Here is an 11,304-nt window from a genome sequence, read left to right as displayed (position 1 = left end):
CCGCAGCTTAGATTGGAGAGTTGGAGGGTTTGAGTGTAGGAAAGTATCGGCGCGAGGAGTATGAATGGATAGCAGGATGAAGCTCCTGAAAAAAAATCGTACTATATAATAATGTATAAAGTGTATTTCTCAGATGGCCAAAAAAAACATTCCGTAAGAATCCTAAGTGTGGGACTCCTACGGAATGGGTATAAAACAAAGTTATATTTTTTAATTCAGAACGTATGATGTTCCGTCTCTTCCGTCTTTTAATTCTATTCCTTCTGCAAGGAGTTTGTCTCTGATTTGATCTGAAAGGTCGAAATTCTTAGATTTTCTTGCCTGATTTCTCAATTCAATCAATACTTTCAGAGTCTGATCAAGCTTTTCATTATTATTTTCCTCTACAGTCTGTAATCCCAGAACGTCGAAGATAAAAGCATTCAACGTTGACTTTAAATCTTCAAGATCTACTGTTGAGATCGTTTCTTTACTATCATTCAGAGCAAAAATATATTTCACGGCTTCAAACAGGTGAGCAATGAGGATTGGTGAATTGAAATCATCTGTTAAAGCTTCATATGCTTTATCTTTCCATTCTTTCAGGCTGAAACCAGATTGTTTTGTATCATCAGGAGTGATTGAGTTCAATACTTTTACAGCTTCCATTAATCTGATGAATCCTTTTTCACTGGCTATCATTGCATCGTTTGAAATATCCAGAACACTTCTGTAATGCGCCTGAAGGAAGCAGAAACGTACAATTGAAGGATGGAAAGGTTTTTCAAAGAAGTCATTATCTCCTGTAACCAACTGCATCGGAAGGATGTAGTTTCCTGTAGATTTGCTCATACGCTGAGAATTCATCGTCAACATATTGGCATGCATCCAGTAATTTACGGGTGCTGCATCATTGCAAGCTTTCCCTTGTGCAATTTCACATTCGTGGTGAGGGAACTTAAGGTCCATTCCTCCTCCGTGGATATCGAAAGTTTCCCCTAAATATTTTGTACTCATTGCAGTACATTCAAGGTGCCATCCCGGAAATCCTTCTCCCCAAGGGGAATTCCATCTCATGATGTGAGCAGGTGATGCTTTTTTCCACAATGCAAAATCCTGTGGATTTTTCTTTTCTCCCTGTCCGTCAAGGTCTCTTGTATTGGCGAAAAGTTCTTCTATGTTACGTTTTGAAAGTTCACCATAGTTCAGTCCTCTTTTGTTGTATTCTAATACATCAAAGTAAACTGAACCGTTGCTTTCATAAGCAAATCCTCTTTCAATCAGCTTTTGAGTCAATTCGATCTGTTCTACGATATGTCCTGTAGCTGTAGGTTCGATATTGGGTGGCAAAAGATTGAACATATCCAATACTTTATGGAAATCAACAGTGTATTTCTGTACAATTTCCATAGGCTCCAGTTTTTCAAGTCTGGTCTGCTTTACGAATCTGTCATTATCTACATTCCCATCATCAGTAAGGTGACCTGCATCGGTAATATTTCTTACATATCTTACTTTATATCCCAAATGTGTTAAGGTACGGTAGATAAAATCAAAGGAAAGGAAAGTTCTCACATTTCCTAAATGCACATTACTGTACACTGTAGGTCCGCAGACATACATCCCGATATTTCCGTCTAAAATAGGTTTGAATATTTCTTTTTCCGCTGTAAGGGAGTTATATATTTTTAGTTGCATTTATTTTTAAGTTAAAAGATTCAATGATTTTAAAGATTCAAAAATTAGTTAAAAAATAATTCTGTCACAACAAATAATTGTCGTGATAAAAATTTTATCTGAAACTTTTTTAAATTTTATCATAATTAAATCGCTTTTAAATGATGCTGCAAATGGTCTACATAATCATTAATAATAAACTCCAATGTAAAAACCTGCGGCTCTGTTTTGGTTGTATCGCAGGTTCTCTGTAATGCTTCATCCGGGATATTTTCCACTACATGAACAATCTGATAGTTCAAAGATTTCCAAAGATCAATAAGATCCGAAGTAGGAACATTCTGATAGTTTTGAGCTTTTACCCAGATATTCTGATCATATACAATATTTTCGTTCTCTTTATATTGAGTGACAACAAATCTACGAATATTTGTAAAAGCGCTGTCACAAAGGTGCCCTATAATTTCTTTTTTAGACCATTTTTCCGGAGCACTTCTGTATGACCATTCTTCTTCAGGGATATTTTGAAATCTCTGAAGTTCGGTATCAATAATATTTTTAAGAATTTGGTAGTTCATTGTTTATTAATCCAGTTTTGCATGGCTTCCTACGTAATGAAGGAATTCCTGTCTTGTAATAGGGTTTGTTCTGAAAATACCACTTAGTTCTGCAGTAATGGTAGAACTTGCAGTATCTTTTATTCCTCTGCAGTTTACACAAAGGTGTTTCGCATCAATAATACAGGCTACATCTTTTGTTCCCAAAGCTTCTTTCAAAGCATCTACAATCTGCATCGTAAGTCTTTCCTGAACCTGTGGTCTTTTCGCATAATAATCTACAATCCTGTTAATTTTTGAAAGACCTATTACCTCACCATTAGAAATGTAAGCTACGTGGGCTCTTCCTATGATGGGTAAAAAATGATGCTCGCAGAAAGAATATACCGTGATATCTTTCTCCACCAACATCTGACGGTATTTGTATTTATTAGAAAAAGTGGAAATTCCCGGTTTGTTTTCAGGAAGAAGTCCTCCAAAAATCTCGTTCACGTACATTTTGGCAACACGTCTTGGAGAATCCTTCAGAGAGTCATCCGTCATATCCATTCCCAATGTTTCCATAATCTCACCAAAAAGCTCAGTAATTTTTTCTATTTTTTCCTGTGGCGATTTATCAAAAGCATCTTCCCTTATAGGCGTATGTTCTTTTCCAGTGAAAATATCATCGTCGTTATCAGTAAAATCAACCATTTTTATTTAATTTGCAGCAAAAATACGGATAATATCTATTTCTCTATTTCAAATAAGATGAAAAACATTATCTTTTATAGCCATTTCTGATTAAAAAGCCTATGATTATTGTTGAAGAAGTACAAAACCAACTCCATAAAAGGGAATTTCTTGAATTCCCTACGCAGCTTTATCAACGCGACAAAAATTATATCCGGCCTTTAGATAAGCATATTGAGGAGATTTTTGATCCTGAAAAGAATAAATTTTTTAAAAACGGTGAGTGTAAAAGATTTCTTTTTAAAAAGAATAACAAAACGGTTGGTAAAGTAGCTGTTTTTATCAATGATAGTTACGAGCAGAATCAACCTACAGGAGGAATTGGTTTTTTTGATTGTATTAATGATCAGGAAATTGCTAATTTTATTTTTGACCACTGTAAAAACTGGCTTCAGGGAAAAGGAATGGAAGCGATGGACGGGCCAATCAATTTTGGGGAACGGGACAAATTCTGGGGACTTTTAATTGAAGGTTTTATTGAACCTTTGTTTGGAATGAATTACAATCTGCCTTACTACAAAGACCTTTTTGAAAATTATGGTTTTCAGATTTATTTTGAACAGCTTTGTTTTACCAGACCTATTTTTGCGGAAGTTTCAAGGATTTTTAAGATTGCTCATGAAAGAAACAGAAGAAATCCTGCTATTTCAGCCCAGCCTATGAAAAAGAATAACCTGGCTAAGTTTGCAAAAGATTTTACTGAAGTTTATAATAAAGCATGGGCCTGCCACGGGGAAGGAAAACATCTGGAAGAAGCAAAAGTACTGAAGATGTTCAATACCATGAAACCTATTATCAATGAGCATATTTCATGGTTTGTATATGAAAATGAGAAACCGATTGCCATGTGGATTAATATTCCGGACCTCAACCAATGGTTTAAATATTTGAATGGAAAATTTGGACCTTTTGAAAAACTTAAATTTTTGTTTCTAAAACGATTTAAGAAGAATGAAAAAATGGTGGGGCTTGTTTTCGGGGTTATTCCGGAGTGGCAGAAGAAAGGGATTGACGGATATATGATCTGGGAAGGAACCCAGCATTTGAGGAAACATACGGATTTTAAGATCACAGAACTACAGTGGATTGGTGATTTTAATCCAAAAATGATCAAGATTGCAGAAACTCTGGATACTTCAGTAACGCGAAAACTGGCTACTTATCGATACCTCTTTGACAGGAAAAAAGAGTTTGAGAGACATCCTATCCTATAAAATAAACCCCTGTAAAAATCACAGGGGTTCCTTCATTTTGGTACTTTTATTAGAATAGCTCACCGGCTACTTTTTTTATGTTATCACTCTTACCCATGGAGTAAAAATGCAGAACAGGAACTCCAAAATCCAGCAATTCTTTGCATTGGGCAATTGCCCATTCTACTCCGATCTGCTTCACTGCTTCATTATTTTTTGCATTTTCCACTTCATTGATGAGTTCTTCGGGAAGGTCTATTTTGAATACCTGAGGCAGTATTTTTAAATGCTTCTTTGTAGCAATTGGCTTAATCCCGGGAATAATAGGAACCGTGATTCCCATCTCTCTTGCTTTCTGAACGAATTCAATATACTTTTTATTGTCAAAGAACATTTGAGTAACGATATAATCTGCTCCGGCATCTACTTTTTGTTTCAACCATTTCAGGTCGTAATTCATGGAAGGAGCTTCCATATGTTTTTCCGGATATCCCGCAACACCGATGCAGAACTTGTTAAGCTCATCACAAACCTGCTCTTCATTATGAAGGTATTTCCCTCTTCCAAGGTTATTGATCTGATCCACAAGATCCATGGCACTCGCATGCCCTCCCTGGGTAGGTTCAAAATACTGATGTCCTTTCATAGCATCTCCTCTTAAAGCCATTACATTATCAATCCCAAGGTACATACAATCTACCAGCAGATATTCTGTTTCTTCTTTGGTAAAACCTCCGCAAAGAAGGTGTGGGACTGTATCTACATTATATTTATGTTGAATGGCAGCACAAATTCCTAAGGTTCCGGGACGCATTCTCGTAATACGGCGCTCCATAAGACCATTCCCTTTATCCAGATAAATGTATTCTTCTCTGGATGTTGTAACATCAATGAAGGGCGGTTTGAATTCCATCAATGGGTCTATGTTTGTATACAGATCTTCAATACCTATTCCCTTTTGTGGCGGAACAACTTCTAAGGAGAATAAAGTTTTTCCATTTGCATTTTTAATGTGTTCTGTTATCTTCATGTCAATGTTAATCTGCTAAATTTGGTGACAACCATTTTTTTGCTTCCTGGATGCTACAACCTCTTCTTGCTGCATAATCGTTAAGCTGGTCTTCTGTAATTTTTCCTAATCCGAAATATTTGGCATGCGGGCTTCCGAAATAATATCCTGAAACAGATGCTGTTGGGAACATAGCAAGGCTTTCTGTAAGGAAAACGCCTGTATTTTCTTCTACTTTTAAAAGATCCCAGATTGTTTTCTTTTCCAGATGATCAGGGCAAGCCGGATATCCCGGAGCCGGACGGATTCCTTTATATTTTTCGGCAATAAGTTCTTCGTTGCTTAAGCTTTCCTGATTGGCATATCCCCAATATTCTGTTCTCACTTTTTTGTGTAAAAATTCAGCATAGGCTTCTGCAAAACGATCTGCCAAGGCTTTTACCATGATGGAGTTGTAATCATCATTGGCTTTTTCGTATTCAGTAGACAGTTCATCAGTACCAAATCCTGTCGTTACACAGAAAGCACCCACATAATCGGTCTTTCCAGAGCTTTGAGGAGCGATGAAATCACTTAGAGCTAAATAGTCTTTTCCTTTTGATCTCTGAGCCTGCTGTCTAAGGGTTAAAAACTTTGCCTGCTCAGTGTTATTTTCATCAAAAATTAAGATATCATCGGATTCATTGGAATTGGCTTTAAAGATTCCGAAGATGGCTTTTGCTGTCAACAGTTTCTCATCCAGAATTCTTTTCAAAATAATCTGAGCATCTTTGAATAGTTCTTTCGCCTGAGCACCTACAACCTCATCTTCTAAGATATTCGGGTATTTCCCATGCAGATCCCAGCTTCTGAAAAACGGAGACCAGTCGATGAAAGGAAGAAGTTCTCTTAAATCCTGATTCTCGATTACTTTTATTCCTACAGTATTCGGAGTGAAGATATCTTCGTTTTCCCAATCAATTTTAAAATGATTTTCTCTTGCTTCTTCAATGGAGACATAATCTTTATCCACTTGTCTGTTCAGGAACTTTTCTCTGAAATCGGAATAGTCATTCTTTAAATCCGAAACGTATTCTTTATTTCTGTCACCCAACAATGAGCTCACAACGTTTACAGCTCTTGAGGCATCATTTACGTGAACGACTGCATTTTTATATTTTAAATCGATTTTCACCGCGGTATGTGCTTTTGAAGTTGTAGCACCACCTATTAATAAAGGAAAATCTAAGTTTTGTCTTTCTAATTCTGAAGCGATATACACCATTTCATCCAAACTTGGTGTTATCAATCCGCTCAGTCCTATAACGTCTACTTTTTCTGCAATAGCAGTCTGGATAATCTTTTCAGCAGGAACCATTACTCCAAGGTCGACAATTTCATAGTTGTTACACCCCAAAACAACACTCACGATATTTTTACCGATATCATGAACGTCTCCTTTTACAGTTGCCATCAGGATTTTTCCATTGGCAGGTTTTGCTCCGTCTTTTTCAGCTTCAATGAAAGGTTGTAAATAAGCTACCGCTTTTTTCATTACTCTTGCAGATTTTACTACCTGAGGCAGGAACATTTTCCCACTTCCGAATAAATCTCCTACCACTCCCATTCCCGTCATCAGATTAATTTCGATAACATGAAGTGGTCTTGCTGCTGATTGTCTAGCTTCTTCTACATCTTCTTCAATAAAACGGTCGATACCTTTTACCAAAGCATAGGTAATTCTTTCCTGTAACGGATTGTTTCTCCATTCTAAGTCTTCGGTCTTTTCTTTTTTGACTGATTTATGTTTTTCTGAATAATCAAGAAGTCTTTCTGTAGCATCTTCTCTTTTATCCAGGATCACGTCTTCTACAAGCTCCAGTAATTCTTTATTGATCTCATCATAAACTTCCAGCATTGCCGGATTCACAATACCGATGTTCATTCCTGCCTGAATCGCATGGTAAAGGAATACGGAGTGCATGGCTTCTCTCACCGTATCATTTCCACGGAAAGAGAAAGAAACATTACTCACTCCTCCACTTACGGATGCATAAGGAAGGTTTTGCCTTACCCAGCGTGTAGCTTCTATAAAATCGATGGCATTTCTTCTGTGCTCATCCATTCCTGTTGCCACAGGAAAGATATTTAAGTCGAAAATGATATCTTCTGCCGGAAAGCCAAGCTGGTTGACTAAGATATCATAAGAACGTTTTGAAATTTCAATTCTACGGTCAAAATTGTCAGCCTGTCCTACCTCATCAAATGCCATTACAATGACTGCTGCTCCGTATCTTTTAATTGCTTTTGCATGTTTGATAAATTCTTCCTCGCCTTCTTTTAAGCTGATAGAATTTACCACACATTTTCCCTGCGCTACCTGAAGACCGGCTTCCAGAATTTCCCATTTAGAAGAATCTACCATAATCGGGATTCTTGCGATGTCCGGTTCAGAGGCAATTAAATTCAGGAATTTGATCATGGATGCTTTCCCATCAATCAATCCATCATCGAAGTTGACATCCAGGATTTGGGCGCCTCCTTCTACCTGATGGCGGGCAATATCTAATGCTTCAGAGAACTTCTCCTCTTTGATTAGTCTTAAAAATTTTTTGGAACCGGCAACATTGGTCCTTTCACCAACATTGATGAAATTACTCTCCGGGGTTATGATAAGAGGCTCCAGGCCTGATAATCTTAAATATTTCATTTTATTCTTCTAAAATATAGTAGGCATTATTGGCATTCTGCCTCAATAAATCCCTATGTTTGCTTAAAGCAGTCAACAGTGGAAATCTTTTATAAGCAAGATCATATTCTCTGGCAAATTCTTCAATCTCCTCTGTGATCTCGTTGTAATACATATAACTGTAATTTGGAAACAGGTGATGGGCCACATGAAAATTGAAATTTCCCAACATATTTCTTACCAGCCAGTTATTTTCTTTTAAATCGTTCGTCACTTCAAACTGGTGACGAAGCCAGCTGAATGGAAGACCATTCTCTTTATTTAATCTCGGAAAGGCATTATCAGGAAGCGGATGCAAAGGCAGTAAAACAAACAATGCAAAAATACTTGCTGAAATCACCTGTAAAAACCACGCTCCCAAAGCCAACCCTATTGATACTTTAAAGAACATCACAGGAACCACAATCTGATAAAAGAAGTAGAACAGCTTATAAGTGATCATTTTTATTTTTTCCTTAACAGGTATTTGTCCCTGAGTTTTTAAAATCACCCTTTCCTTATCAAAGAAATCTCTAAAGTCTCGTATAAACATCCAGTTGAACAAATACAACGGATAGACTAAAAAGAAAAACTTATCCTGATACTTCTGTACTCCTTTTGCTTTAATCCACGGTACAATTAAAAGCAATCCGCTCTGTTCTATATCCGTGTCCCATCCGTCCACATTCGGATAGGCATGATGGCTTGCAATGTGTCTTTTCTTCCAGATGTAGGAATTAGCTCCTATAAAATCAAAAATATGAAGGATTAAATTATTCAGCTTTTTACTTTTATAGATATTGTTATGGGCTGCTTCATGAATCAGGTTCAAATAAATTAAAACAAGGGAGATTCCCATTAACATAAAACTCAATATATAGATCCAGTGCTTTTCAGCATTAAAAAGAGCAAGGAAGTATAATCCCAGATAAACCATCGGCAGAATAACTGCTTTGATCTGAATATAGATATCTCTGTTTTCAGAAATGGCTTCCACTCTCTTGTTCACTTTCTTTCTCAATTCATTAAAGAGTTTGATGTCTTCTGAATCTTTTAAGTAAATCGGCTTTTCCATTACATTAAATTTTGTGGTTTATTTAAAGATAATATTTATAACCGAGCCTTCATTATTGATTTTAATTAAAAAAATCTATCAAATCAGACAAATTCTCTTAATTTTCTAGGTGGATATTTTTCCACCAAATCTGCAATCGCCTTTATATGCTCAGGAGTTGTTCCGCAACATCCTCCGATAATATTGATCAATCCCTTTTCAACATATTCTTTGATCTGTCTTGCCATATCTTCAGGAGTTTCATCGTATTTTCCAAAAGCATTGGGTAAACCGGCATTCGGGTAAGCTGAAACATAGAATTCTGAATTATGAGCCAATGTTTCAAGATAAGGAGTCAGCTGATCTGCTCCTAATGCACAGTTGAACCCTACACTTAGTAAATTCAGGTGGGAAACAGAGATCAGGAAAGCTTCTGCGGTCTGTCCGCTCAAAGTTCTTCCGGAAGCATCGGTAATAGTTCCTGAAACCATGATCGGAATTTTGATTCCTCTCTCGTCCTGCAATTCATCAATAGCAAACAAAGCTGCTTTTGCATTCAGTGTATCAAATATGGTTTCTACCAAAAGGATATCTGAACCTCCATCCAGCAAAGCTTCACATTGCTGTTTGTAAGCCACCCTCAGTTCTTCAAAAGTAATGGCTCTGTATCCGGGGTCATTAACATCAGGACTTAAACTCGCCGTTCTGTTCGTTGGCCCGATAGATCCTGCTACAAATCTTGGTTTGCTTGGATTTTTTGCGGTGTATTCATCACAGGCTTTTCTTGCAATCTTCGCAGATTCATAGTTCAGGTCATATACCAGATCTTCCATATGATAATCTGCCATCGCAATGGTAGTTCCTGAAAAAGTATTGGTTTCTATAATATCAGCACCTGCTTCCAGGTATTTCTTGTGAACTTCTTCAATTGCCTGAGGCTGCGTCAGGGAAAGAAGGTCATTATTTCCTTTTACCGGATGTTCCCAGTCTTTGAAACGCTCTCCCCGATAGTCTTCTTCTTCAAACTTATATCTCTGAAGCATCGTTCCCATTGCACCGTCAAGAATTAGAATTCTTTCGGATAAAGCTTTATATAATTGTTCTGAATTTTTCATTTTTATCTATTTTGGTCATCATAATGAGCTTTAGCCCGCTCCTATTGAACTAGTCTAAGGCCTGTTTAAGATCTGCAATGATATCTTCAACATTTTCCAGTCCTACTGAGCAGCGTACTAATCCCGCTGTAATCCCTACTTCATTTCTTTCTTCGTCTGACAGTTTAGAGTGTGTTGTAGATGCCGGGTGAGTAACAATCGTTCTTGTATCACCTAAATTGGCAGAAAGCGAACACATTTGTATCTTATCTAAAAAGTTTCTTCCACCTTCTATTCCGCCCTTGATTTCAAATGCCACGATATTTCCTCCAAACTTCATCTGCTTTTTGGCAACTTCATAACTCGGGTGGGATTTCAGGAATGGATATTTTACTAATTCTACGTTCGGATGGCTTTCTAAAAATTCGGCTACCTTCAATGCATTCTCACAATGTTTTTCTACACGAATGGCCAATGTTTCAAGGCTTTTTGATAATACCCACGCATTAAAAGGAGACAATGCAGGACCTGTATTTCTTGCGAAAAGATAAATTTCTCTGATCAGGTCTTCTTTTCCTACTGCTATTCCTCCTAAAACTCTTCCCTGTCCGTCAATCAATTTCGTTGCTGAATGTACAACAATATCTGCACCATATTTGATAGGCTGCTGAAGATAAGGTGTTGCAAAACAATTATCTACAATGAAAATAAGATTGTGTTTTTTCGCAATCTGACCGAAAAACTCCAGGTCCAGGATTTCAATAGCCGGGTTGGTAGGCGTTTCAAGGTATAGGATCTTTGTATTCGGTTTGATATATTGCTCAACATTCGCTGCATCTTCTGCTTTGAAATAAGAGGTTTCAATATTCCATTTCGGGAAATACTTAGTGAATAATGTATGCGTTGATCCGAAAACTGACTGGCAGCTTACGATATGATCTCCGGCATTCAACAAAGCTGCAAATGTAGAATAGATAGCTGCCATCCCTGTTGCAAAAGCATATCCAGCTTCTGCGCCTTCCATTTTAGCGATCTTATCTGTAAACTCTGTTACGTTAGGATTGGAAAAACGGCTGTATAAATTTTTAGGTTTTTCTTCAGCAAAGCTTGCTCTCATATCCTCAGCATCCTGAAATATAAAACTGGACGTAAGGTATAATGGTGTAGAATGCTCGTCAAACTGGGTTCTTTCAGTCTGGGTTCTTATTGCTGATGTTTCAAAATTTTCCATATAGTTTTAATTTGGCAATTTGGCAGTGTAACCATTAGATTCTTCGCTATGCTCAGAATGACAATTGTAGT

9 protein-coding genes are annotated in these 11,304 nt (G+C 37.1%); 1 reads left to right on the top strand and 8 read right to left on the bottom strand.

Annotation, left to right across the window (positions count from 1 at the left end; all coding sequences use genetic code 11):
* Positions 1-210: 210 nt before the first annotated feature.
* The 3 genes from cysS to folE form a co-directional block, all read right to left on the bottom strand.
* Positions 211-1,677: a cysteine--tRNA ligase gene (gene cysS, locus ACLMCG_RS21440; protein ID WP_413961197.1), complete on the bottom strand. Its 1,467-nt coding sequence runs from the start codon at positions 1,675-1,677 to the stop codon at positions 211-213.
* Between the two features lie 125 nt (positions 1,678-1,802).
* Complete coding sequence (locus tag ACLMCG_RS21435) at positions 1,803-2,234, bottom strand: DinB family protein (RefSeq protein WP_413961196.1); 432 nt, start codon at positions 2,232-2,234, stop codon at positions 1,803-1,805.
* A gap of 6 nt (positions 2,235-2,240) precedes the next feature.
* Entirely contained in the window at positions 2,241-2,906 is a 666-nt protein-coding gene (gene folE, locus ACLMCG_RS21430; protein WP_034694807.1) for a GTP cyclohydrolase I FolE, read from the bottom strand.
* Positions 2,907-3,007: 101 nt separating this feature from the next.
* Here folE and ACLMCG_RS21425 point away from each other — a divergent pair, with 101 nt between their 5' ends.
* Positions 3,008-4,159, top strand: coding sequence for a hypothetical protein (locus ACLMCG_RS21425; RefSeq protein WP_413961195.1), 1,152 nt, complete (start codon positions 3,008-3,010; stop codon positions 4,157-4,159).
* 49 nt (positions 4,160-4,208) lie between these two features.
* Here ACLMCG_RS21425 and metF read toward each other — a convergent pair whose 3' ends face one another.
* The 5 genes from metF to ACLMCG_RS21400 form a co-directional block, all read right to left on the bottom strand.
* Complete coding sequence (gene metF, locus ACLMCG_RS21420; RefSeq protein WP_123320601.1) at positions 4,209-5,168, bottom strand: methylenetetrahydrofolate reductase [NAD(P)H]; 960 nt, start codon at positions 5,166-5,168, stop codon at positions 4,209-4,211.
* A 7-nt stretch (positions 5,169-5,175) separates the two neighbouring features.
* Positions 5,176-7,836: a methionine synthase gene (metH, locus tag ACLMCG_RS21415; RefSeq protein WP_413961194.1), complete on the bottom strand. Its 2,661-nt coding sequence runs from the start codon at positions 7,834-7,836 to the stop codon at positions 5,176-5,178.
* A 1-nt stretch (position 7,837) separates the two neighbouring features.
* A complete protein-coding gene (locus ACLMCG_RS21410) occupies positions 7,838-8,929 on the bottom strand; it encodes a fatty acid desaturase family protein (protein WP_413961193.1) in 1,092 nt (363 codons plus the stop codon).
* A gap of 83 nt (positions 8,930-9,012) precedes the next feature.
* Entirely contained in the window at positions 9,013-10,023 is a 1,011-nt protein-coding gene (locus ACLMCG_RS21405; protein WP_413961192.1) for a homocysteine S-methyltransferase family protein, read from the bottom strand.
* Positions 10,024-10,072: 49 nt separating this feature from the next.
* Positions 10,073-11,233 (bottom strand): O-succinylhomoserine sulfhydrylase, encoded by a 1,161-nt coding sequence (locus ACLMCG_RS21400; RefSeq protein ID WP_413961191.1) that lies wholly within the window; start codon positions 11,231-11,233, stop codon positions 10,073-10,075.
* Between the last annotated feature and the right edge of the window lie 71 nt (positions 11,234-11,304).

The sequence above is a fragment of the Chryseobacterium sp. S90 genome (assembly GCF_047444895.1).
Taxonomy (GTDB): Bacteria; Bacteroidota; Bacteroidia; order Flavobacteriales; family Weeksellaceae; genus Chryseobacterium.
This window is presented reverse-complemented; position numbering and strand designations above follow the sequence as displayed.

Bases quoted from the DNA above. Each gene is read 5' to 3' on its own strand.
- cysS (WP_413961197.1), bottom strand. From the start codon at position 1,677: ATGCAACTAAAAATATATAACTCCCTTACAGCGGAAAAAGAAATATTC.
- ACLMCG_RS21435 (WP_413961196.1), bottom strand. From the start codon at position 2,234: ATGAACTACCAAATTCTTAAAAATATTATTGATACCGAACTTCAGAGA.
- folE (WP_034694807.1), bottom strand. From the start codon at position 2,906: ATGGTTGATTTTACTGATAACGACGATGATATTTTCACTGGAAAAGAA.
- ACLMCG_RS21425 (WP_413961195.1), top strand. From the start codon at position 3,008: ATGATTATTGTTGAAGAAGTACAAAACCAACTCCATAAAAGGGAATTT.
- metF (WP_123320601.1), bottom strand. From the start codon at position 5,168: ATGAAGATAACAGAACACATTAAAAATGCAAATGGAAAAACTTTATTC.
- metH (WP_413961194.1), bottom strand. From the start codon at position 7,836: ATGAAATATTTAAGATTATCAGGCCTGGAGCCTCTTATCATAACCCCG.
- ACLMCG_RS21410 (WP_413961193.1), bottom strand. From the start codon at position 8,929: ATGGAAAAGCCGATTTACTTAAAAGATTCAGAAGACATCAAACTCTTT.
- ACLMCG_RS21405 (WP_413961192.1), bottom strand. From the start codon at position 10,023: ATGAAAAATTCAGAACAATTATATAAAGCTTTATCCGAAAGAATTCTA.
- ACLMCG_RS21400 (WP_413961191.1), bottom strand. From the start codon at position 11,233: ATGGAAAATTTTGAAACATCAGCAATAAGAACCCAGACTGAAAGAACC.